Genomic DNA, 23,371 nt, shown 5'->3' on the forward strand with positions numbered 1-23,371 from the left:
TGCGTTATATTTCGCGGCTTTGCCTTCTTCGATGCGCTCAGCATCAACAATAATCGGACGGTAGGGGTAGACACGTTGACAACCCGAGTATTGATCACCGATGACTCAGCATTGGCGCGAAAACAACTCGCACGCTCGATGCCAGCATTCATCAATGCTGACGTAACGTTTGCTGAAAACGGACAAGTCGCCATTGACCAGCTAACAGCGAATACTTTTGATGTGATGTTTCTTGATCTAACTATGCCTGTTTTGGATGGTTATGAAACATTGGAAGCCATGCGAAACAGCAATATTACCGTGCCCGTTTTTGTGGTGTCTGGTGATATTCAGCCTAAGGCACAGGAGCGTGTGTTATCGCTGGGAGCGCAAGCATTCGTTCAAAAGCCAGTAAGCCCAGCGCAACTAAACGAGCTGCTCGCGCCGTATAAATCAGAAACTGCGCCTGAAGCCGTCGCCGCTGAAAAACCTGTCGAAGACTTGAAAATTGGCCGCCGTGAAATGTATATGGAGGTAGTCAATGTCGCGATGGGGCGCGCAGCAGACTCGCTAGCGCGTTACTTTGATGTGTTCGTTCACATGCCTTTACCTCACGTTAACGTGTTTGAGGTGAGTGAGCTTGTGATGACCATCAGACACCTTGCAGCCAACGATAATATGTCAGGCATTTGCCAAGGGTTTAGTGGTGAGGGTATCGCGGGTGAAGCCTTGATGCTCATTTCCGATTCTTCGATGAAAGATCTGCTCGCCATCCTTGATTATCCTGATGATGGCAGCGTAGATAATGACCTAGAAGTTTTGGTGGATGTCAGTAATGTGCTTATTAGCGCGTTCTTATCCGGCATTGGTGAGCAAGCAGGCCTTGTTTTTGCCCAAAGCTACCCTGCAATTATTGGCCAGCATCTTGCGGTGGACAAGTTGGTCGAAGGGATGCACGGCACATGGAAACGCACGGTAACGATTGAAGTAAGCTATGCCATCGATGATACAAACATTAAATGCGATCTACTCTTGTTGCTGGTGGATGAATCGTTGCCATTGCTTGATGCTAAACTCGCCTATCTAATGGATGATGAGGAGTAACCATGATTGACTCACCAGAATTTGAACAATTCAACTGGATGGTCGATATGGTGCAAAATATCGACATGGGGTTGATTGTTGTGGACCGAGACTTCACCATTCATATGTGGAATGGTTTCATGGTCCATCACACAGGAAAGTACCCAAACAAAGTGCAGGGTAAATCCCTGTTTGATGTGTTTCCTGAAATTTCAGAAAGCTGGTTTCGTGCCAAGTGCCGACCCGTTTTTGAATTGAAATGCCGAAGCTTTGTGGTGTGGAAACAGAGACCGTATCTTTTTCACTGTCGTAATGTTCGCCCCCTTACAGGGCAAACTAACTTTATGTTCCAAAATGTGACGCTTAATCCCATTGTGAATTTACGTGGCGAAGCACAACACATGTTTATTTCTGTAGCGGATGTGACGGGCGAAGCATTAACTTACTCGTAGCGGCACAACGTAGAATTTCCAAATAATTCCTGCACAGACAAAGACAAAAACATCGTTGACTCAAATCAGATTGAAAGCATAGAAAAAGCCAGCGTTTGTAGACGCTGGTTTTTTGTTATCGAGACTATTGAGTCTATCCGGTCATTCGCGACTAGATGTTGGGCTTGCCACAATTGGGCGCGCGAAGAGACGACGTAGGCAGGCGACTGATTGCTGCATTCAAATCGTCAATGCGTGTATCGTGAGATGGGTGAGTTGACATAATTTCTGGCGGTGCGCCTTCAGAGGCAGCAGCCATGTTTTTCCACAGTTCGACACTTTCTTTTGGGTCAAAGCCTGCATCATTCATTAACTGAACACCAATGAGATCAGATTCTGATTCATGAGCGCGGCTAAAGGGCAATAAAACGCCCACATTTACACCAAGCCCGAGACCCGCCATGATCATGTCTGAGTTTGCGGTGCCGGTTGCGCCAAGCGCAATATTGGTAATTTGTAATGCGCCGTTTGCAGCGACAGAGCTTGAGACACGTTCGCTGCCGTGGTTCGCCATGACGTGACCAATCTCGTGGCCGACGACAGAAGCTAGCTGGTCTTGTGTTTTAGCGACTTTCAACAAACCGGTATAAACCCCGATCTTCCCGCCGGGCAAGGCGAATGCATTGATTTGGTCGCTGTCGAATACCACGACTTCCCACTTTTCAAAATCAGGCTGAGGCGGTGTCACTTTGAGCAATGCGTCAGTGACACATTGCACATATTGATTGGTTTTCTTGTCAGTGCTGATCTTTTCTTGTTCTTTAAGCTCAGAAAATGATTGGTTACCCAATGTCGCCATTTCCGAACCAGACACCAAAATGAACTGGCTTCTACCCGTCGGAGAGGTGGTGCAGCCAACCAACACACTGAGTAGCGCGGCGGCGAGCGTTGTATTTACTGTATTTAGCTTCATAACTATATCCTTATCGCGGCGCGAGATCCCTGAATAACTCCGATGCGCGATATTGTAGCTTGACTGGATGATGAGGCAAGAATCTCATTCAATTAACCGTTCGGACTACGGCTTAACGCTGAAAAGTCACGAATACAACACCTTGACCACTGAAATCATGGCTCTCCGCGGAATTCACGAGGATAATAGTCATCAACTCTACTCCATACATCAGACATACAGGAGCACTTATGTCCATCTGGAAGAAGCCTGTTTCCCTCGAAGGACTCAATGCCACCTCGGCGAATACACTCGTTGAGCATCTTGGCATCCAATACACGGCGTTTGATGACAATAGCCTGACAGGTACGATGCCCGTCGATGCGCGCACGCATCAACCTTTGGGCATGCTTCACGGCGGTGCTTCTGTGGTGCTAGCGGAAACGTTGGGTTCACTGGCAGCAAACATGTGCGTGGAAGAAAATAAGTACTGCGTCGGTCTAGATATTAACGCCAACCATATTCGTGCAATGCGAACAGGTAGCGTGATGGGGAAGGCTTCCCCGATTCATTTGGGAGCAACGACACAAGTGTGGCAGATAGAAATTACAGATGAGCGTGGGCGATTGGTGTGTACCAGTCGATTGACCATGGCAGTTTTACAGCACAAGGGGAAGTGATTCATGGTTATTACGATTCCCGGTGGTCGTGTTGTGGCGACCATGCACGAAGTCATGGTGAAGTTGGAAGAAAATCGCCTTACACTTCAAACGCAAACAGATGACATTAGTTTACTTGGTGCCCCCTGTATGTTGATCGCCAATGGCGGCACGGTTAACTGGAGCATTTCATTAGGCTCCGAAGAAAACCTTAATGCAGTCAGTGAAGCCACGGGCGTTGCCATTAAGCGTTAGCTATCTGGTTGCTAACGAGAACCAAACATTCAACGACGAATAGGGGAGTGCGGTGAATAGATCAGGGATGGATATCAAGGGATTTTTACTGGCATTGATTTTGGCGTTTACGTCGACAACCTCCCTCGCAGGCGAAGCCGACGTGGTAAATGCTACGGTAACCAAAACGGGTGTAAGTCCTTCTGGTATTGGGAATAGTTATCGTATTTCTGCCACGGTACGTCATGCTGATGAAGGCTGGGATCATTATGCGAATGCATGGCGTGTCATGACAACAGACGGCGAGGTGTTGGGTGTCAGAGAATTACTCCATCCACATGAAACCGAACAGCCTTTTACTCGAAGCTTATCAGGCATAACCGTGCCTGAAGGTGTCACAGAGGTGATTGTTGAAGCCCGCGACAGTGTGCATGGCTGGGGTGGGGAAACCTACGTGCTTCCATTGAAGTGAATGACTGAACAATCGCTACAAAAAAGAGCCGCTACCTAAGTAAGAAGCGGCTCTTTTCAATGCGGTTTCTCCTCAATGTTCAATCTCAATACACAAAGAAGTTAAATCACTTAGAAATCAGCCGTAATTTCATAACCGGTGAACTTACGAATGTTAATCACGCCTGTATCAAAGAGAAGGTACTGCCCCTTAATGCCTTTCAATACGCCGGTCACCACAGGTTCTTTATCAAAATTGAGCGATGTGATCTTAGTGGGGTGTTCCGTTACCGGAAAGCTGATTTCAACAATATCGTGTTGAATTGGCTCAACAGCATCAAACCCATATTGCAGACGTAAGCTGAAAATTTTAGCGTCGATTTTAGGCAGTATACGTCGCGCTTCTTCTTTCAAGTCGATATCAGCATTGTCGCCTTTGAGCATAGTTCGCCAATTGGTTTTATCAGCAAGAAACTCTGCAATGGCGATTTCCACGAGGCCAGAGAGATGACGACTCTTTACTTTTAGGATAGGAAGCGCTTGCGTCGCGCCTTGATCAATCCAGCGAGTTGGAATTTGGCTAGCGCGGGTAATGCCGACTTTCAGGCCTGATGTATTGGACAAGTAAACCACATGATCGGTCATGCAGAATTTCTCGCCCCACTCAGGTTCGCGACAAGTCCCTTCGGCGAAATGACAAGTTTCGGGTTTTAAAATACACATGTCACAACGGGCCAATTTACGTGTGCACGGGAAACAGTGTCCCTGGCTAAAACTCTTTTTAGTTTTATTACCGCAAGCATCGCAATAGATATTGCCCGTATAAGTGAGCGTCAGCGATTTGCCGATCAAGTCATTTAATGCGATGTCGTTTTCGCCGACAGGCAAGGAATATTGTACGCTGCTATCCAGCGTACTTTTCATTTTGCTTAAAGTACCAGTAGTCATTGTCTATTTTACGTTGTCCATTTCGTGCCTGAAGTGTAACAGAACTTCAACGCGAAACTAGATGCGGCCAAGGTTCTCACCGTTAAATGGTGTGATGCATGAAAAAGCGCAAACTCAAACGTAAAATGGCACTGGTTAAAGATGCCGATGTTATCGCATCACCAATCCATCATTAAGATCGTTATAAAGCGATATGGTGACCATCACCAAATTGAGGTCAATATCTTCATTAATATCATCAATGACAAACAAGTCAGCATCAGATTCTGACGTGTTGTTTTGTGCCAAGGTGAGGATATCTTGTTGGATGTCGCCATAAATGGTCATTTCTTCGACTTTTTCATAGCTGCCAAAATCGAGAAGTGCAGCAGGTGCAAGCTCTGGCTTGGCAGAAGCATGAAAAGAGAACAAGAGTATGGATACAAGAAAAGAGGTCGTTAGGAAGCGCATACGAAAAGTCCGTCTTTATAATATGAGGCGCAGGATGTCACAGTGGTTTCGCCATTTTGTCAGTACAGGGTCAGAGGATGATGATTCTGCAGTAAAAAGCGAGGGTTTTGGGGTTTAGAAGGCAATTTCTTGCAATAAGTCACAATTCTACAATTACAGGGCAATGGTCCGAAAGGCGATATGTCGAAACGGCGTGGTAGGAGTATTGATATTGCTTGGCCTCAATGGGCGAGTTGATGTCGATGGCTCCCGGACTGGCAACAATGTGATCGATGAGTTTATTGTAAACAACATGCTCCCATCGCTTGGTGCGATAGTTGAACTTTCTTGCTTTGCATTTCGCAGGCGTATTCGCGGTTAACTTGACGAGCAGACTGGTGCTCGTTTCTTCGAGTAATGTCTGCCAAGCCCATTCATATGGGTTGTTCATGTAATGATTAAAGTCACCCGCAATGACAAACTCTTGTCCGAGTTTTGTTCGTGTATTAATCCAAACGGCCAGCGCTTCAATTTGGCGTCGTAGTTTTTTACAACTGTTGTTTCGACGTACAGGCGTGTTAAAGCATCCTGATTTTAGGTGTATTGAAAGTAAATGCAGCGAGGGCTGGTTCTCCCTGAGTACTTCAATATATGTACCATAACGAAGATCACCACCGGAAAGAAAAGTGGGTAAGCCCAAAGGTTGGTAATCTTTGTGATCAATGACGTTGATACCTTTCTTAACGGCCCAGCCGGTAAACTGATGACTACCTCGGCTTTTTTTATAACGTAGGGAACGATCAGAAAAATAAAAATCGTATTGAAGCGGGTCGACAACTTTGGCTAAAGGCTCAGGACCGTCGACTTCTTGAAACGCAATGAGATCGGCATTAATCACGGAAGAAATAGTTTGCATCATTAGGTAATCGTCAGCGTCACGCTTACTTTGAATCATGTCGCCTTTATCTGATAGCCATTCCATATTCCACGTCGCTAATGTGAGGCTCGCGTAGGCAGGAACAGGATTAACGGCCACTATGAAGAGACATAGGAGGCTGAGTTGAGCGCTAATTTTACTCAAGCGGTTTACCCACAATGAAAGGGTGTGACGCGAAGACATATCCAGATGTGAATTCTCATATTATTTCATTTACCGTGACCGTGAATGCTAGTCACCTTAGCTAAAAATGCCAGTGAAGATTGTGTGATGGGGCTGAGAGCCAGTCCAAAATATTGCTCGTCTGTGGATAGTAGAGCATACAGTATGCAATGTTTTTGGTAGGTGGTATTTTTGCGTTGCCTGTTGCACTTTTTTACAGCCTTTTTTCATTTATTGACGTTTATTCCCATTAATCGAATAGATAAAAATCGCATCCCCTCGTGCCATGATCTAAATCAAGGTATCGATCGTCCCTCAAAGGTCTAATGCACCACATGTTGTAGCCAAAGCTAAATTTCTGCCCATATTTGGTATTTGTTGACGCCGTTCACAATTGTGTGTAAGCCATCTGCTTCCTCAATGGAACGATTCAAGGTTTACGTCAACGTGCTGTCCTAGCGCGCATTTATAGGTGTTGGCTTGCTGCATTTCCATATGAAAAAATCACGCCGTGATGTGTGTGATGCCACTATTTATCCTTGAAATTAAGGGTGATTCCTTGAGGAGCTATTTGTGAAACCTGTTGTCATCAAACGCGATGGATGCCGCGTACCTTTTCAGCGCCAACGTATCGAAGATGCGGTGATTCGCGCGGCGCAAGCAGTAGAAGACATGGATCGAGCTTATGCAGCAGCAGTAGCAGATGGTGTTCTCGCACAAGTCATGCGTCATGACGAGGTGGATATTCACCAAATCCAAGACGCTGTCGAAAATCACCTGATGGCAGGACCTTATAAGGCTGTTGCCCGAGCATATATCGAATACCGTCATGACCGCGACAGTGCACGTGAGAAGAAGAGTCGCCTGAGCCATGAAATCCGTGGTCTGGTTGAACAGACGAACTCAGACATTCTCAACGAAAATGCAAACAAAGACAGCAAGGTCATTCCAACACAGCGCGATTTGCTTGCGGGGATTGTTGCAAAACACTATGCCAAGCAATACATGCTGCCTAAAGAAGTTGTTCGAGCGCATGACCAAGGTGATATCCATTATCACGATTTGGACTATGCTCCGTTCTTCCCGATGTTCAACTGCATGTTGGTTGACCTAGAAAATATGCTTACCCATGGTTTTAAAATGGGTAACGCGGAAATTGACACGCCAAAATCAATTCAAACGGCAACGGCGGTAACTGCCCAAATTATTGCGCAAGTGGCCTCCCATATTTATGGTGGCACCACGATCAACCGCATTGATGAAGTGTTGGCACCTTACGTTGAAATTAGTTACGAAAAGCACCTAATGGTCGCTCGTGAGTGGAACATCTCCGATGCGGAAGGCTATGCCACTGCGCGTACAGAAAAAGAGTGTTATGACGCATTCCAATCGCTGGAATATGAAGTTAATACACTGCATACCGCTAATGGCCAAACTCCGTTCGTGACCTTTGGTTTTGGTTTAGGTGATTCGTGGTCTGCGCGTTTGATCCAGCAATCGATTTTGCGTAATCGCATTGAAGGGTTGGGAAAAAACCGCAAAACCGCAGTATTCCCTAAGCTGGTATTCAGTGTGAAAGCGGGCTTAAACCTGAAAAATGGCGAGCCTAATTACGACATTAAACAACTGGCACTGGAATGTGCATCGAAACGCATGTATCCCGATATTCTTAACTACGACCGTGTAGTGGAAGTCACGGGTTCGTTTAAAACCCCAATGGGTTGTCGTAGCTTCTTATCAGCTTACGAAGAAAATGGTGAGTTGATCCATGAAGGTCGAAACAACATTGGTGTCGTGAGTATTAACTTGCCGCGTATCGCTATTCGCGCGAACGGCAATGAAAAAATATTCTATTCGTTACTTGATGACGTATTACGCGTTGCGCGTGAAGGTCTAGATTCGCGCATTGACCGTCTACGCGGCGTGAAAGCGCGTGTCGCACCTATCCTCTATATGGAAGGCGCATGTGGCGTTCGTTTGAACCCAGATGACGATGTGAGTGAAATCTTTAAGAACGGCCGCGCGTCGATTTCGCTGGGTTACATCGGTATCCATGAGACTATCAATGCGCTGTACGGTACAGAAGAGCATGTTTATGATTCTGAAACCCTGCGTGAAAAAGCACTCGATGTTGTTAAGTATCTGAAAGCGGCTACAGATAGCTGGAAAGAAGAAACAGGTTATGCTTTCAGTCTATATAGCACGCCAAGCGAAAATTTGTGCAGTCGATTCTGCAAGATTGACGCTAAGGAATTCGGTGTGGTGAAAGGTGTAACTGATAAAGGTTACTACACCAATAGCTTCCATCTTGATGTTGAAAAGAGCGTTAACCCTTACGACAAAATTGATTTCGAAATGCCGTATCCGGATGTCGCAAATGGTGGTTTCATTTGTTATGGCGAATACCCGAACATTCAGCACAACATCGAAGCACTTGAGAATGTGTGGGATTACAGTTATGAACGCGTGCCATACTACGGCACCAATACGCCAATCGATGAATGTTACGAGTGTGGATTCACGGGCGAATTTGATTGCTCAAGTAAAGGCTTTGTATGTCCTAGCTGTGGCAACCATGATTCAACCAAAGTCTCGGTAACACGTCGTGTCTGCGGATATCTTGGTAGCCCTGATGCGCGTCCATTCAACGACGGTAAGCAGGAAGAAGTGCAACGTCGTGTCAAACACATGTAAGGTATTGCGATGAATTTCCATCAGTATTATCCGGTTGATGTGGTGAACGGTGAAGGGACGCGCTGCACCTTATTTATTGCAGGATGCGAGCACCAATGTCGCGGCTGTTATAACCAAAGCACATGGTCGCTAGATTCTGGGCAAGTGTTTGATAAGTTGATGGAAGACTGCATTATTGCCGATCTTAATGACACGCGTATCAAACGTCGAGGGCTGTCTTTGAGCGGCGGTGACCCACTTCATCCTGCGAATGTGTCTGCCGTGTTGACGTTGGTTAAACGTGTGCGTAATGAATGTATTGGAAAAGACATTTGGCTTTGGTCAGGCTACGAATTAGCACAACTCACCGACGCACAGAAAGCCGTTGTTTCGCTGATCGATGTGCTGATTGACGGTAAGTTTGAAAAAGATCTTGCCGATCCATCACTGCCTTGGCGTGGAAGCAGTAACCAGGTTATACACCGCTTGAGCTTGTGTTAGTTGTTTGTTTAGCTTTTTTAAGCCTTAGCCCCCGCATTATCTTCTTTGTAACGAACATTGAAAAAAACGCCGCGAAAACGGCGTTTTTTTATTGTTCCGTGGTAGAAAAAATCGCAGACAAAAACAATGGAAACAAAAACTTATTCCTATACCTGTTGTCTATTTTCTGCGTATCATTCAATCCATACCAACGAAACAAAGGGACGTCGCATTGAAATTGAAAATTGCTGCCTTATTGCTATGTACTGCGTTACTTCCTCATAGCCCAGCTTTTGCTGATACAACGCCGGCTGTTTATGAGCATGCCACCGATGGAAAAATGCTCATGGGTGAAAAAGAGTGGGTGAAAGTGGAGGACGTTGATGTTGTCGCGATTGCACGTGTTGATACCGGAGCGACGACTTCCTCTATTAGTGCTGTGGACATTCAATCTTTCGAACGCGACGGCAAGAAGTGGGTGACGTTTCGTCTCGCCCATGATGGAAAGCAAAGTAACGTGATCGAACGACCTGTTGTCCGCACCGTAAAAATCATTCAATCAAGTTCAGACGGTTTTGAACGCCGCTATGTGGTTGAGCTTCTGATTACAATTGGTGACATGACGGAGAATACAGAATTTACACTGCGAGACCGAAAACACCTCAACTTTCCTGTGCTTTTAGGGCGAACCTATCTGAGTGATATCGCGTTGGTGGATGTCAGTCGAAAATACATCCAACCAAAACCGGAAATTGGCGTAAAGCAATAATTCCAATAGCACAATCAAGCATCACGCTTTTTTACTTGCACAGCGCGAGTCTTTGAGTAATGTATTGCTTGTAATTATTGCCGTTAAATAAGGACGTTATTTCATGTTAGATCTGCTTTCTCCGGCGCAACAAGATCCGATTCTGTCGCTTTCCATCGCCTTTCGTGCAGACGCGCGCGCGGACAAAATGGACTTAGGCATTGGTGTTTACAAAGACAGTCAGGCCGATACGCCTATTATGCAGGCCGTGAAAACGGCACAGCAGCAACTGGCAGATTCTCAAACCACAAAAAGCTACGTTGGTTTAGCGGGCAATGAAGCGTTCAATCAAGCGATGACGGATCTCCTTCTTAAGGGAACCGATGGCTACTCCCGTTGCGCGACAGTGCAAACACCGGGCGCGAGCGGTGCACTTCGTATGCTGGGGGATTTGATGTATCTCGCCAAGCCGATTACCACTGTTTGGATCACTGACCCAAGTTATGTGAACCATAAGCCTGTGATGGAAGCTGCGGGCTTGCACGTCAACTTTTATCCATATTTTGATTCGGTTACCAAACAAGTTAACCCTGAAGCCATGCTTGCTGCATTGAGCAAAGCAGGCCCTGATGATGTCGTGCTTTTGCACGGTTGCTGTCATAACCCGACGGGGGCGGACATCCGCACCGAGCATTGGCAAGCCATTAATGAGTTAGCCCAGAAAAATGGTTTTACGCCGTTTGTTGATATCGCTTACCAAGGCTTTGGTGACGGTTTAGAAGAAGATGCGTATGGCTTGCGACTTCTGGCGGATTCGGTCGAAGAAATGTTGATCGCAACATCGTGCTCGAAAAACTTTGGTTTGTACCGTGAACGCACTGGCGCTGCCATTGTGATTGGTAAGAACAAACAGGAAGCGACCAATGCTAAAGGTCGAATTTTGCAGTTAGCACGTTCAACGTACACCATGCCACCTGATCACGGAGCCGCGATTGTGGAAACCATTCTATCTGATGATGGTTTGACTAAGCAGTGGCGAGCAGAATTGGACGGTATGCGTAACCGTATTATCTCGCTTCGTGAAGGGTTGAGTGCCGCGCTTTCTGCACGTACTGGCGATAGCCATTTTGACTTTATCAAAGCGCACAAAGGCATGTTCTCCATGCTGGCGTATTCACCTGAGCAAATGGTGAAGCTGCGTGAAGAGTTTGGTATCTATGCAGTGGGTGACAGCCGTATCAATGTGGCAGGTCTTACTGAGTCACGCATTGATTACTTAGCTGATGCGCTGATCGCTGTATCGAAATAAGCCTATCTTGATACTATTTTCTATAGCGTTAGCTTTGCGCTGGCTCTATTCTCATTTCTACGAACAAATTAGATAAATTATCATGAAAATTCATCGTATTAACCCGACTAACCGTTGGTCTGACGTCACTGTGTTTAATGGCATTGCACACTTTGTAGAAGTGCCTGAAAGTGATTTAAGCGCAGATATTAAAGGCCAGACCGCACAAATCCTGGCGCAAGCTGAAGAGATGCTGGCCACTGTGGGCAGTGACAAAACGCGCATTCTTTCGGTGACAATCTACGTGACTGATTTTGCAAACTTAGCTGCCTTGAATGAAGTTTGGGATGCATGGTTTGATGCTGGGACAGCGCCAAGTCGTGCATGTGTAAAAGCAGAGCTTGCTGACCCAGAGTATTTGGTTGAAATGGCATTTGTTGCTGCAGCGGGTGAAGAATTTCAGTCGTAATTGATAGACGAATAAACCAAGTCTCTAAAGAGGCGCGCTAAAAGATGGACAAGGGCAGCTTCGATGGCTGCCCTTTTTATTATGAATGATCATCAAGGATCACTTTTTCGCCATGTATTACATCGCTTGGCGGAAAATCTCGCAAATCTCTTCGTGCGTTCCTTGTTTCGGGTTGGTAAAGCCACAAGCATCTTTTAAAGCATTCTCTGCCAATACTGGGAAGTCGTCCGCTTTTACCCCAAGCACTTCCAAGCCTTCCGGAATACCCACATCTTTAGAAAGGACTTGTATCGCTTCAAGAGCAGCTTGTGCTCCTTGTTCCGGTGTCAGCGCTTCAACGTCCACACCCATAGCTTTGGCGACATCACGAAGACGGCTCGCAGAAACTTGGGCGTTATAGCGCTGTACGTGTGGCAACAGAATGGCATTACACACGCCGTGGGGTAAGTCGTAAAAACCGCCCAATTGGTGCGCCATGGCATGAACATAGCCAAGAGACGCATTATTAAATGCCATGCCAGCCATAAACTGCGCATACGCCATTTGCTCGCGTGCTTCGATGTTTTGCCCGTCTTTAACTACCGTACGCAGATTCGCTTGGATAAGCTCAATGGCTTTGATAGCAACCGCGTCAGTGATGGGGGATGCGGCGATGGATACATACGCTTCGATGGCGTGGGTCAGTGCATCCATGCCTGTTGCTGCGGTCAGTGATGCGGGTTTGGCCAGCATTAACTCAGGGTCGTTTACCGAAATTAACGGCGTCGTGTTTTTATCTACAATCGCCATCTTAATATGGCGCTCTTCGTCGGTAATGATACAGAAACGTGTCATTTCTGACGCAGTACCTGCTGTGGTATTAATGGCGATGAGTGGTAGTTGTGCTTTAGCCGATTGGTCAACGCCTTCGTAGTCACCAATTTTACCGCCGTTTGCGGCAACCAATGCGATACCTTTCGCACAATCGTGTGGCGAGCCACCGCCTAGCGAAATAACAAAATCGCAGTTCTTCTCTTCAAGTATCGCTAAACCCGCTTCAACATTACTGGTTGTTGGGTTTGGTTGAGTGCCATCGAAAACTGCCGTTTTCACACCGCGATCAGACAGCAAGTTGACGACGTTTTCTACTACGCCAATTTCATTCAGTACTTTGTCGGTGACAATGAGACCATGTTTGAAACCATGAGATTGAATCGCATCTGCAGCGTCGGTTAGGCAACCTGCGCCCATAAAATTAACAGTAGGGATGTAAAATGCGCTTTTCATTATTATTCTCCGTGGAGATCACGTTATTGGTAGGTTGGTAAGTTAGACGAGTATTTTTCTCATCTTTTTTGTGTCTAGTTTTTTTAGCATTCCTTTAGGGTGCGGTACTTTGATTTACATCAATTTCAAGCGAAAGCTTTTGAGAGTGATGTCATTAATTTGAGTTGGATCGTTCTTATCGATACATTAAATTTTTGAAATAAAAAGGTTTTGTAATAATTGGTTTAGCAGGGATATGTCATTCGTTGAAACGCATGTAGGGCTTTCTTGTTCGACGTGTTGCAGGGCGCTCATTAATAAATATGTCTCTTTTCGAGTACAAAAAAGATTCATTTGAATAGACATAAGCATGAAGCATACCTAGGATATCTTTTGTCCAAATTAACTCAGTCGCATATAGGAAAGGCATGCTCTGGCATAAAGTCCAAGATCAACTCGAACTCCATACGATCAGTATCATCGTCGGTCCAAACCGAACCGATAAAACAAAGTTTCTTTGCGAACAATATGAGGGGCTTCCATTTCATATCGATGTATCAAAAGCGATGGTGGCCTATTGCGGAGGTGATACTCGAATTACGGAGCAGGAATGGGTGAAAATTATTGAGCGTGATTGCGCATTCATCACGGTTGATGATGCGCATCTTTTACAACCTTTGGATCTTAAAAAGCTAATAGAGATTGCTGTCGAAACCAAAAAGCGACTGTATATGTCTTGCAATGAAACGATAGGGCCTTACCTTCCTGTATTTCTCTCTCATGCTCAAAATTATCAGTTGTCCGTCGTCAAGCTGGAGAGACTGACAGACAAAGATGTTTGCGCCTGGACCTTGGCCGGAATCTAAAGGGAAGTAATCAGCAGATAATACCTAGTTACGCTATTCCAGTTTCCTGCAAAGGCATGTTGAATTACTATCCGGTCACAACAATCGGCGTTTTGAGGTTCAATGTGAAAAAATCTATTACTGCAATCGTGCTTCTTATGGCGTTGTCTGGTTGTGAAGATGCAACAAAGATAATTGATCAGGCACAAGAAGCTGCAAACCAAGCCGTGGATGGCCTTCAAGAAAACGTTGAGTCAGTAGATTTGAGCCAGTTGAATTTGGATCAATTTGGCGATGCTGCAGGTTCTGCACAAGCCTTGGCTGCCTCGATTCAAGAAGCGGCTAATGCTGACCTTGCTGACCCGACTGCCTTGGTTGAAGTCAGAGAACAGATTGCGAATGCGTATAGCTGTTTAGTTGACGCCACATCTGAAAGCACAGCAGAAAAGCTGTTGAATAGCGTCTTGTCGTCAATTGGTAGTGAAGATGCCTTGTCAGTGATTGATAACGGCATTGAAAAAGCAAAAGCGGCACAAGAGTGTGTGATGTAAATACCTTATTGTGAAGCAAATATTTTGCGAAAAGAAAAGGCTGACGCAATGTGTCAGCCTTTTTGCTTTCTACGATTTGCCCGCGAAAGTGTGGGCTTATGGAAGACAAGCAAGCATTGAATTAGTCGTCGAATTGTTCGTCAATAAAGGATTGCGACGGGATGAAATAATTCGCACCTGTTTTTGCCTCTACAAAATCCAGTAAGCGATCATAGTCACCATTGTCATCCGCATAGATCATCTGAGTGAGCGACGTTTCGATAATGGACGGCGTTTTGGCAAATCCAATGAACATAGTGCCATGCTCCATTGCGTTACCATAAGGGCGATTTTGACGGTACATTTTCACTTCTTCGCCATCAATTTCCACTTTGCTTTTCGCATTGTGTGCCCAAGCTGGCTTATCGTCATCGCTGAGTTCAATGTCATCCATCTTGGTACGCCCAATGACGTTTTCTTGATGTTCTGTTGCTTGCTCGTCCCATAATGATTGGCGGTCAATATAGCGTTGAACAACGAGGTAGCTCCCGCCGCGATAGGCATCGGTTTCGTCGCTAATCAGCACAGACTCCACTCTTTCATCTTCAATGGGGTTTTCCGTGCCATCGACAAAATCAATCATGTCGCGATTATCGAGGTATTTGTAGCCTTGAATGTCTTCAATCAAGGTGGCGATATCAGAAAGTGCTTTGGCTGCGTATTTGGCAATTTGAAAATTGAGGTCTTTGCGATCTGACTTAACCATCAGGAAAATATCACCTGCCGTACTAGGAAAATGTCTTGGTCCATTTTTCATTTCGGGGAACACGTGTAATTCTTCTGGCATGGCAAGATCAGGAAATAGAAAGGGCCAAGCGTTGGCAGAAAATCCCATTGTCATAGAAACGCCAGCACTGGGATCTTTTTGGCGAATGGATTTCTCGATCCCTGGTAACTGTGCCAATGCGTCACCAATTTCATCGAGATTGAGCCATTGGTCTTTTAGCGAAAAGGTTAAGAATTCTGCATGGGTTGTCGGGTTCGTGAGCACCCCTATTTGCGCCATTGAAGCAAGCTCGTTCATACATCGTCCTTTTGTCTGATATTGGAGCTATACACGAGTCACCTAAAGATGCTTGTTCAGCGAAAGTTTGTTAGTCGCATCGCTGCATCCTGAGAGTACACAGGTAGAAACATTTAAAATCAGAATAGAACAGCTTGATGTATCCAAGTGGGGTAGGAATGAGACGGGCATGATGAAAATGGGCGGCGAGTGAAAGCAAAACAATTCGCCCCCGAAAGATCGAGGGCGATGATTGGCAGCCTATGTGTCGACGCTTGCGTCGAACTAGCGCTTGTTTTTGAGGTAACGCTTACGACGGTCTTCTTTTGTCTTCGCTTTTTGTTCCGCTTTCAACGTTGCAGCTTCTTCAACTTCTATCAATTCTTTGTCGATCATATCTGGGTGTTCAAGGGTAATTAAACCCAAGGTACCGTTGCGAAGATCGTTGATGAGAATTTCAGAGGCTTTGTGAATATCAATGCGACCACCTGCGCGCAAACAACCACGCTTCTCTCCGATGGCTTCCATCAACTCAATCTCAGTCTCAGGCAATTCTTCAATGTTATAGCGTTTCTTCAATAACTCAGGGTATGCCTGCGCAAGGTACTCAACGGTATAGAACGCCACTTCGTCGTATTCCATGGCGGTGTCTTTTACTGCGCCTGTTGCAGCCAAACGGAAACCACTGTGTGGGTTTTCTACTTTTGGCCACAAAATCCCTGGGGTATCTGAAAGTACAACGCCGTTTTGTAGATTAATACGTTGCTGTTGTCGTGTCACTGCTGGTTGGTTGCCCGTCTTCGCGACCACACGACCTGCCAAGGTATTGATGATGGTAGATTTTCCAACATTAGGAATACCCATGATCATGGTGCGAATGTTTTTACCCATGTCTTCACGGTGCGGTGCCAATTTCCGGCACAGTTCCATGATCTTGTTAACTTCGTTAATGCTTTCAGTGGTAATAGCAATGGCTTTGACGCCTTGTTCTTTTTCTAGATGCTCAAGCCATATTGCCGTCATTTCTGGGTCAGCCAGATCGCGCTTGTTCAATACTTTGATCACGGGCTTATCTTTGCGGATACGCCGAATAAGCGGGTTTTCACTGCTGAAAGGAATACGCGCGTCGAGAACTTCGATAATCACGTCGATTTTAGGAACGACTTCTTCAATTTCTTTACGGGCTTTGTGCATGTGGCCAGGAAACCACTGAATAGAGTTGTTAATCATAGGAATGATTGCCTTTATAAATCGTGTATATCGCCCGAAAGAGGTCGCAAGTAACCGATAAATGCAGTGAGGGCGCTAATAATGGCGGGATTTTAACACTTTAATGGTAACAACGGAAAAGTAAGTGTGGATCACAAAGGTAATGGATTAGAGATCATTCAAATTGGGCCGCGTTTTAGCGGGTTGGCGAAGCGGCGTGATGATTTACCTGAATGATAGGCGCTAGCTCTAAAGGATTTGCTTCGAAGAATTCGGATAATCTCTGCGGCATTCCGAGATAAAAACCTTGAAAATAGTCAACGTCGAGTGCCTGCATGGCACCGTATTCGCCTTCATTTTCGATCCCTTCCACTAATACTTCGGCATTCACTTCTTTGGCGAGAGCGATGGCGCGTATCATCGGCTCGATATTACCTTGCATGTAATCTTGTAAAAGAGAGCGGTCGATTTTCAATATGCTGGGGCAAAGAAGACGAACTCGCTCTTCTTTTGACCCTTTGACGCCGTAATCGTCAATAGCGATACCAAATCCGTTATTAGTTGATTGTGTTGTTGCTGCTGACAAGGCATTCATGTCGTCGTGAAGATGTTCAACCACTTCAAGTACAACATGGTGGCGAGGAATCCCTAACTCTGAAAGACGCTTAACCATGAGGTTTTGGTTAGAAAACTTTGAAATGGCTGAAACCGCAGAAGATGGCAGCATATTGAGGAAAATGGCATGTTGGCCAGCATAGCGGGAGAAGTTTCTAAGATGAATGACTCGTGCCAACCTATCGGTGCTGATTTGATGATAAAACTCAGGATGACCTTGCTCGATGTGTCTGAATAAATGGGCAGGGCAAACAGGCTCATCAGTGAGTGTTTTTGCACGAATAAGCGCTTCAAAACCTAACACTGAAGTATCGGCTCGGAAGATTGGTTGGTAGACGCTTCTTAGCACCAAATCATTGAACAGGCCAATGAGTTCGCCGTTTTCATCGGTTCTCAAGCATTGTTCAAATCCATCTCTGGTACTCAAATTGTTAACCACAACCTACCCTCTCCTCTTACTACTTAGTCGGAGCTCAATATATCCAAGAAAACGCATGTTACGTCAAAGAAAGAGTAGAGAGAATAAATGGTTGCTTAACGCGACAAATTTATGTGATCTCTGCCAATGAAGTGTATCAATAGTGGTACGGAGTGTTCACTTTGACGACTACGCAAGATGCAAACAAGATTTAGCGAACATCCAACGTAAAAGCGCAGCGTAAATATAATTTTACGTTCTTCCATACTGTAACGGTGTGCGTCAGATGTCAGTTTTATAAGCCAGAGACTATCGTTCTATGATGAGGTAAGCAAAGGAGGTGAGGCGATGAAATCTTGTCACTATGAATCGAAGCCTTTAAATGCGCTTGGAAAAATTACATGGAGCGCAGAAGAAAACGCGCTTTGGCATCAATTGGTAGAGCGTCAGCTGGCATGCATTGAGGGAAAAGCCTGTCAGGAATACTTCGACGGTTTATCAATGTTGAATCTGTCAATTGAACATGTTCCGCAGATCTCTGATATCAATCAAGTGTTAAAAAAGACGACAGAGTGGCAGTTAGAGCCCGTGCCAGCATTGATTGATTTTGACCACTTTTTTACGTTACTGGCCTCAAAACGATTTCCAGTGGCGACGTTTTTGCGCTCAGTTGCCGATTTCGATTACCTTCAAGAGCCTGACTATTTCCACGAGGTTTTTGGCCATTGCGCGATGTTAACCAATAAGGCGTTTGCCACTTTTACACATCTATATGGCAAGCTTGGCGTTAACGCATCGAAGGCAGAGCGCATATATTTGGCCAGGTTGTATTGGTTTACCGTAGAATTTGGATTGATAGAGTCTTCCGGTCAGCGTGCTCTTTATGGGGGGGGTATTTTGTCATCTCCTGCTGAAACGGAATATGCCTATGGCAGTGATGTCCCGATACGCAAGAAACTGGATATCATTGATGTGATGCGTACCCCATATCGTATAGACATTCTACAACCCGTCTATTTCCATTTAGAAACGTTAGATGAGCTTTATGAGCTAGAGAATGTAGATTTGATGGCTTGTGTGCGCCGTGCAATGTCATTGGGGCTGCATCCACCGTCTTACCCATCAAAAATCGCTTAAAACATGTGAGAGAAACGGAGAGTAAAAACAATGACGGACTTATCCGAACTGAAATGCGAAGCTTGCCATGCAGACGCATCGAAAGTGACTGAGAGCGAAACGGAAAACTTAATGGTTAATATTCCAGAATGGACGGTGGTAAACGTCGAGGGTATTGATCAGCTACAAAGGTCGTTTGAGTTTCGAACTTTCAAGCAAGCATGGGCTTTTTCGAACAAGGTTGCTGAGCTAGCGGAAGATGAAGGCCACCATCCATCGATTTTACTAGAGTGGGGGCGCTGCACCGTCACGTGGTGGACGCACAAAATTAACGGCCTGCATCAGAATGACTTTATCTGTGCGGTGAAAACCGATCAGCTTTTGGATTAGCACAAACGTGATGCAGTGGTTTGATAGAACCAAAACTTAACAGAAAAAGGAGGGGAAACCTCCTTTTTCTTGCCTGTCTGAGTTCGCTCAGTTGGCGCTTCAAACGCCCATTGTCTGCCAACCTTACACTAAATACTGCACCTATTACCTCGACGCTGCATCTCTGCTTTCCGCATTGGCATTTCATCAATCACATTGACTAATTCATTGATATTCACGCTCTGCTGCCAGCGGAATTTTTCCGAGCCGTCTTTTCCGATCAGCACAGCGACGTGCTGGTCAGTCTCTATCGCATATTTTCGTCGTAACTTGTGTATCTCTTGAGATGAAAAGAGCCCGCGGGAGTCTGACATCTCCTGCATGTTGAAGATTAATGGGTGAAGATCTCTGTCGTCTAATTGGCAGCTGTGTACCAACATCAGGCGTTCAAAAGCTTCTACTTTTTCATCAAAACTGGGTGTGAAGAAAATCAGGGTACGATGAGGCTCAATCAATCCGTAGAAAGGGTAAGAGACGACTTGTGAAGAAAAGACGAGCACAGCGGCTAACCCAAAATGACTCAACGTGCGCATCATGATGCCCTACCAATCATAACTAACCACCTAATCATTACGAAAGTCTAGCCTGAACGGATTCATTTCGCCGTATTAACCCTACGATGCACGGTATAAGTGCATGTCCTAAGTGGTGCAGTGTTTTGATTCATCTGCACCAAAACAAAGCGAGTGCAAATTTTAATCTTAAGTTTAAGGGGGCAATGTTCGGTTAAATATCACGCTGTTTTTCATTGCCTTACAATATTTATGCGAGGTAAATCCTATTGTTGGCAAGCCTTTTGCTGTTGAGTTCCACAGGTACTCATTAAGGAGCGGTTGCAATGAAAGGAAGTAAGGTTGCATTAAATTGGGTAAGTGCGATTGCACTCGGTGGGTTGTCCCTTCAGGCAGTCGCAGCGGAAGACACCATTAAAGTGGGCGTGCTTCACTCGTTATCAGGGACGATGGCGATCAGTGAGACGACGTTGAAAGACACCGTCCTCATGATGATTGACGAGCAAAACAAGAAAGGCGGTTTATTGGGCAAGAAACTAGAGGCGGTTGTCGTTGACCCTGCATCTAATTGGCCGCTGTTTGCTGAAAAAGCGCGAGAGTTAATTGAAAAAGAAGACGTCGATGTCGTATTTGGGTGCTGGACGTCAGTGTCTCGTAAATCCGTACTGCCTGTGTTTGAAGAGCTAAACAGCCTGCTGTTTTATCCTGTTCAGTATGAGGGTGAAGAGTCCTCGAAAAATGTGTTCTACACTGGCGCTGCACCAAACCAACAAGCAATTCCCGCCGTGGATTATCTTAAAGATGATCTCGGTGTGAAACGCTGGGTTTTAGCGGGCACTGACTACGTTTACCCTCGCACCACTAACAAAATTCTTGAAGCCTATCTTCTCAACAATGGTGTCGCTCAAGAGGACATCTTGATCAACTACACGCCATTCGGCCATTCCGATTGGCAGTCCATCGTTTCTGATATCAAGAAATTCGGTGCTCAAGGCAAGAAAACGGCCGTGGTTTCTACCATTAACGGCGATGCGAACGTGCCTTTCTACAAAGAACTGTCCGCACAGGGTGTGCAAGCAGAAGACATCCCGGTGGTGGCGTTCTCTGTTGGTGAAGAAGAGCTTTCCGGTATGGACACCTCTGCTTTGGTGGGTCACCTCGCTGCATGGAACTACTTCATGAGTGTTGAGACCGATGCCAATGATGCGTTCGTCGAGAAATGGCATGCCTACATCAAAGATGACAAGCGCGTGACTAATGACCCGATGGAGGCGACCTACCTAGGTTTCAATATGTGGGCAAAAGCGGTTGAGAAAGCAGGCACGACTGACTCTGACGCAGTGCAAGAAGCCATTATTGGTGTGACGGTTCCTAACCTAACGGGCGGTTATGCCACCATGATGCCTAACCATCACATCACCAAACCGGTGCTGATTGGCGAGATCCAAGACGATGGTCAGTTTGTGACGGTATGGGAAACACCAGACGTTGTGGCTGGCGATGCATGGTCTGATTTTCTGACAGGATCGAAAGATCTGTTCGCCAGCTGGCTAAAGCCGATGTCTTGCGGAAGCTTCAATGTAACCACCGGGCAGTGTTCAGGTGTGACTGAATAACACGGCTCATAGACCAATAATCGCGGGTGGATACGGACATCGCCCGCTTAATCGTTACTCCTTGTATTTGCCTGCCTTGCGGAGCCGTCTCCAACAAAACGTCCGCACTGGCAGGACTTTTTTCAAAGGAATGCCTTTATGTTAAAACAGACTGCACGATGGAATGACGTCTGTAAATTTTTGAGTTGGCTGATACTGGCTTTCGCACTTCCGTTTGGCGCTCTCGCACAAACTTCTTCATTACCAGAATCAGAGCAATCGGCTTCGACAGCATCTTCAGAACAGGCCTCTGAAGAAACATTCTGGCTAACCCAAATCGCGCCATTAATCACCAGTAAATCGTTTTCTGATAAAGAATTGGCGGTGCAGCGTCTTGCCGCTTCCGATCATCCGGAGAAAACGAAGATTTTAACGGGCTTGCTTGATAAGCAAGTCGTTTACGACAAAAAAGACACGTCCGTTTGGTTTATTGAAAATCTCCCTTTGGGAAAAGGCAGTGAAGTTATCAACCTCAGTTCTGGTGTGTCTACGGTGGTAGAAAAGAAACGCCAATACCGCACCGTGACACTCAATAACAACATGCGTACTCAAATCAAAACATCACTCGCGACGGCGGCACTGACCAGTGACGATCTTGAGGAAAAAAGGGCAGGTGCGAAGCGAATGATAGGGCAAGTGGACAGTGAGCTTGCATCGGTTATTTCAGATTTGATTACTACTGAAAGTGACGCTGTCACAAAAAAGTATTTACACACAGCGCTGTCAATTACTCTGCTAGATGGACAAGCATCGACGGGAGAAGTGCTCATCGCCATAGAGCAGTTGCAAGCCTCTGGGTTGGCGGAAGCCTTTGAAGCGTTGAAATCAACGAATACACAAACCACTGGGGAAACACCCGATGAGATCCAACAAGCCTTAGATCGCGCCATCTCTAGCTTTGAAGAAACGCAGCGCGTGGTCAATATTGCGCAAACGCTATATTTCGGTTTGAGCCTTGGCTCGGTGTTAGTGCTTGCGGGGATTGGCCTTGCCATCACTTTTGGTGTGATGGGCGTGATCAATATGGCGCATGGCGAGTTAATCATGATAGGTGCTTATACCACCTATGTGATGCAGTTGCTGCTGCCTGATTTCAGTGGAGTGGCCTTGATTCTGTCGATTCCCGCTGCGTTTATCGTTTCCGGCCTTGTCGGTGTTGCGATTGAACGTTCGGTTATCCGACATCTTTACGGTCGCCCTCTCGAAACACTGCTGGCAACCTTTGGTATCAGCCTGATCTTGCAACAGGCTGTTCGTTCTATTTTCTCTCCTTTAAACCGTTCAGTCAGCACACCAGAATTTATGAGCGGCATGATTGAAATCACCCCCATGCTGCAACTGACCGCCAGCCGAATGTACATCATCATTTTCTGCTTGATGGTGTTCTTTGCGCTGCTGTTTATTCTCAAACGTACCTCGCTTGGGCTGCAAGTTCGCGCCGTTTCCCAAAATCGACCGATGGCACGTGCCATGGGAGTGCGCTCGGAATGGGTCGATATGGCCACATTTGGGCTTGGTTCTGGTGTTGCAGGCGTCGCTGGGGTCGCGTTATCTCAGCTCACCAACGTCGGGCCCAACATGGGGCAAGCCTACATTATTGATTCATTCATGGTGGTGGTTTTCGGCGGCGTTGGAAACCTGTGGGGCACGTTGGCTGCAGGTCTCAGCCTTGGCGTGTTTAACAAAATTCTGGAGCCATGGGCGGGCGCGGTACTCGCCAAGATATTGGTTCTGGTGTTCATCATACTTTTCATTCAAAAGCGCCCGAAAGGATTATTCCCTCAGCGCGGCCGCATGGCGGAGGACTAATCA

Annotated in this window: 25 protein-coding genes; 16 read left to right on the forward strand and 9 right to left on the reverse strand. The window is 46.0% G+C overall.

Going from position 1 to position 23,371, the window contains the following annotated elements; genetic code table 11:
- Positions 1 to 75 precede the first annotated feature (75 nt).
- The gene (locus tag AC3CIC_RS17235; protein WP_488516489.1) at positions 76 to 1,083 is read left to right on the forward strand and encodes a response regulator; all 1,008 of its coding nucleotides are present in this window, start codon (positions 76 to 78) and stop codon (positions 1,081 to 1,083) included.
- 2 nt (positions 1,084 to 1,085) lie between these two features.
- On the forward strand, positions 1,086 to 1,514 hold the full coding sequence (locus AC3CIC_RS17240; protein ID WP_016958584.1) for a PAS domain-containing protein: 429 nt from the start codon (positions 1,086 to 1,088) through the stop codon (positions 1,512 to 1,514).
- A 151-nt stretch (positions 1,515 to 1,665) separates the two neighbouring features.
- Here AC3CIC_RS17240 and AC3CIC_RS17245 read toward each other — a convergent pair whose 3' ends face one another.
- Positions 1,666 to 2,466 carry a M48 family metallopeptidase gene (locus AC3CIC_RS17245; RefSeq protein ID WP_016958585.1) on the reverse strand — a complete coding sequence of 267 codons (801 nt, stop codon included), beginning with the start codon at positions 2,464 to 2,466 and terminating at the stop codon, positions 1,666 to 1,668.
- A gap of 230 nt (positions 2,467 to 2,696) precedes the next feature.
- Here AC3CIC_RS17245 and AC3CIC_RS17250 point away from each other — a divergent pair, with 230 nt between their 5' ends.
- The 3 genes from AC3CIC_RS17250 to AC3CIC_RS17260 are packed head-to-tail and all read left to right on the forward strand — an operon-like array spanning position 2,697 to position 3,810.
- Positions 2,697 to 3,125, forward strand: a complete 429-nt coding sequence (locus tag AC3CIC_RS17250; protein ID WP_488516490.1) for a hotdog fold thioesterase — start codon at positions 2,697 to 2,699, stop codon at positions 3,123 to 3,125.
- Positions 3,126 to 3,128: 3 nt separating this feature from the next.
- Positions 3,129 to 3,359, forward strand: a complete 231-nt coding sequence (locus AC3CIC_RS17255) for a DUF3389 family protein (RefSeq protein ID WP_016958587.1) — start codon at positions 3,129 to 3,131, stop codon at positions 3,357 to 3,359.
- A gap of 52 nt (positions 3,360 to 3,411) precedes the next feature.
- Positions 3,412 to 3,810 carry a hypothetical protein gene (locus tag AC3CIC_RS17260; protein ID WP_488516491.1) on the forward strand — a complete coding sequence of 133 codons (399 nt, stop codon included), beginning with the start codon at positions 3,412 to 3,414 and terminating at the stop codon, positions 3,808 to 3,810.
- Between the two features lie 110 nt (positions 3,811 to 3,920).
- Here AC3CIC_RS17260 and AC3CIC_RS17265 read toward each other — a convergent pair whose 3' ends face one another.
- From AC3CIC_RS17265 to AC3CIC_RS17275, 3 genes are all read right to left on the reverse strand, one after another.
- Positions 3,921 to 4,736 carry a DUF2797 domain-containing protein gene (locus tag AC3CIC_RS17265; RefSeq protein WP_488516492.1) on the reverse strand — a complete coding sequence of 272 codons (816 nt, stop codon included), beginning with the start codon at positions 4,734 to 4,736 and terminating at the stop codon, positions 3,921 to 3,923.
- Between the two features lie 150 nt (positions 4,737 to 4,886).
- Entirely contained in the window at positions 4,887 to 5,186 is a 300-nt protein-coding gene (locus AC3CIC_RS17270; RefSeq protein WP_016958590.1) for a hypothetical protein, read from the reverse strand.
- Between the two features lie 139 nt (positions 5,187 to 5,325).
- A complete protein-coding gene (locus tag AC3CIC_RS17275; RefSeq protein ID WP_488516493.1) occupies positions 5,326 to 6,147 on the reverse strand; it encodes an endonuclease/exonuclease/phosphatase family protein in 822 nt (273 codons plus the stop codon).
- 690 nt (positions 6,148 to 6,837) lie between these two features.
- Between AC3CIC_RS17275 and nrdD the strand changes: the two genes are divergently transcribed.
- The 5 genes from nrdD (at position 6,838) to AC3CIC_RS17300 (ending at position 11,922) form a co-directional block, all read left to right on the forward strand.
- Complete coding sequence (gene nrdD, locus AC3CIC_RS17280; RefSeq protein ID WP_394209574.1) at positions 6,838 to 8,958, forward strand: anaerobic ribonucleoside-triphosphate reductase; 2,121 nt, start codon at positions 6,838 to 6,840, stop codon at positions 8,956 to 8,958.
- A gap of 9 nt (positions 8,959 to 8,967) precedes the next feature.
- Positions 8,968 to 9,438, forward strand: a complete 471-nt coding sequence (gene nrdG / locus AC3CIC_RS17285) for an anaerobic ribonucleoside-triphosphate reductase-activating protein (protein WP_488516494.1) — start codon at positions 8,968 to 8,970, stop codon at positions 9,436 to 9,438.
- A gap of 211 nt (positions 9,439 to 9,649) precedes the next feature.
- Complete coding sequence (locus AC3CIC_RS17290; protein WP_016958594.1) at positions 9,650 to 10,186, forward strand: ATP-dependent zinc protease family protein; 537 nt, start codon at positions 9,650 to 9,652, stop codon at positions 10,184 to 10,186.
- 103 nt (positions 10,187 to 10,289) lie between these two features.
- Entirely contained in the window at positions 10,290 to 11,474 is a 1,185-nt protein-coding gene (locus AC3CIC_RS17295) for an amino acid aminotransferase (protein WP_488516495.1), read from the forward strand.
- 82 nt (positions 11,475 to 11,556) lie between these two features.
- Positions 11,557 to 11,922, forward strand: coding sequence for a RidA family protein (locus AC3CIC_RS17300; RefSeq protein WP_017003431.1), 366 nt, complete (start codon positions 11,557 to 11,559; stop codon positions 11,920 to 11,922).
- A gap of 117 nt (positions 11,923 to 12,039) precedes the next feature.
- Here the strand turns inward: AC3CIC_RS17300 and yiaY are convergent, their stop codons facing one another.
- Positions 12,040 to 13,188 (reverse strand): L-threonine dehydrogenase, encoded by a 1,149-nt coding sequence (gene yiaY / locus AC3CIC_RS17305; protein WP_488516496.1) that lies wholly within the window; start codon positions 13,186 to 13,188, stop codon positions 12,040 to 12,042.
- Positions 13,189 to 13,595: 407 nt separating this feature from the next.
- On the opposite strand from yiaY, the gene AC3CIC_RS17310 reads away from it, so the two are divergent.
- Both AC3CIC_RS17310 and AC3CIC_RS17315 read left to right on the forward strand, forming a co-directional pair.
- On the forward strand, positions 13,596 to 14,033 hold the full coding sequence (locus AC3CIC_RS17310) for a hypothetical protein (RefSeq protein WP_488516497.1): 438 nt from the start codon (positions 13,596 to 13,598) through the stop codon (positions 14,031 to 14,033).
- A gap of 104 nt (positions 14,034 to 14,137) precedes the next feature.
- Complete coding sequence (locus AC3CIC_RS17315; protein ID WP_488516498.1) at positions 14,138 to 14,563, forward strand: hypothetical protein; 426 nt, start codon at positions 14,138 to 14,140, stop codon at positions 14,561 to 14,563.
- Between the two features lie 121 nt (positions 14,564 to 14,684).
- On the opposite strand, the gene AC3CIC_RS17320 is transcribed toward AC3CIC_RS17315, so the two are convergent.
- From AC3CIC_RS17320 to AC3CIC_RS17330, 3 genes are all read right to left on the reverse strand, one after another.
- The gene (locus AC3CIC_RS17320) at positions 14,685 to 15,626 is read right to left on the reverse strand and encodes a Dyp-type peroxidase (RefSeq protein WP_488516499.1); all 942 of its coding nucleotides are present in this window, start codon (positions 15,624 to 15,626) and stop codon (positions 14,685 to 14,687) included.
- Positions 15,627 to 15,890: 264 nt separating this feature from the next.
- On the reverse strand, positions 15,891 to 16,835 hold the full coding sequence (ylqF, locus tag AC3CIC_RS17325; protein ID WP_016958602.1) for a ribosome biogenesis GTPase YlqF: 945 nt from the start codon (positions 16,833 to 16,835) through the stop codon (positions 15,891 to 15,893).
- A gap of 175 nt (positions 16,836 to 17,010) precedes the next feature.
- Positions 17,011 to 17,868, reverse strand: coding sequence for an EAL domain-containing protein (locus tag AC3CIC_RS17330; protein ID WP_488516500.1), 858 nt, complete (start codon positions 17,866 to 17,868; stop codon positions 17,011 to 17,013).
- Between the two features lie 327 nt (positions 17,869 to 18,195).
- Between AC3CIC_RS17330 and phhA the strand changes: the two genes are divergently transcribed.
- Together phhA and AC3CIC_RS17340 are read left to right on the forward strand one after the other, a co-directional pair.
- Entirely contained in the window at positions 18,196 to 18,984 is a 789-nt protein-coding gene (gene phhA, locus AC3CIC_RS17335; RefSeq protein WP_016958604.1) for a phenylalanine 4-monooxygenase, read from the forward strand.
- Between the two features lie 30 nt (positions 18,985 to 19,014).
- Positions 19,015 to 19,353, forward strand: coding sequence for a 4a-hydroxytetrahydrobiopterin dehydratase (locus tag AC3CIC_RS17340; RefSeq protein WP_017003436.1), 339 nt, complete (start codon positions 19,015 to 19,017; stop codon positions 19,351 to 19,353).
- Between the two features lie 128 nt (positions 19,354 to 19,481).
- Here the strand turns inward: AC3CIC_RS17340 and AC3CIC_RS17345 are convergent, their stop codons facing one another.
- Positions 19,482 to 19,928: a DUF4174 domain-containing protein gene (locus AC3CIC_RS17345; RefSeq protein WP_241823322.1), complete on the reverse strand. Its 447-nt coding sequence runs from the start codon at positions 19,926 to 19,928 to the stop codon at positions 19,482 to 19,484.
- A gap of 302 nt (positions 19,929 to 20,230) precedes the next feature.
- On the opposite strand from AC3CIC_RS17345, the gene urtA reads away from it, so the two are divergent.
- Both urtA and urtB read left to right on the forward strand, forming a co-directional pair.
- Positions 20,231 to 21,520 (forward strand): urea ABC transporter substrate-binding protein, encoded by a 1,290-nt coding sequence (gene urtA, locus AC3CIC_RS17350; protein ID WP_488516501.1) that lies wholly within the window; start codon positions 20,231 to 20,233, stop codon positions 21,518 to 21,520.
- A gap of 138 nt (positions 21,521 to 21,658) precedes the next feature.
- Positions 21,659 to 23,368: an urea ABC transporter permease subunit UrtB gene (gene urtB / locus AC3CIC_RS17355; protein WP_488516502.1), complete on the forward strand. Its 1,710-nt coding sequence runs from the start codon at positions 21,659 to 21,661 to the stop codon at positions 23,366 to 23,368.
- The last annotated feature ends 3 nt before the right edge of the window (positions 23,369 to 23,371 follow it).

It is taken from the genome of Enterovibrio sp. QJM3NY_24 (assembly GCF_057786035.1).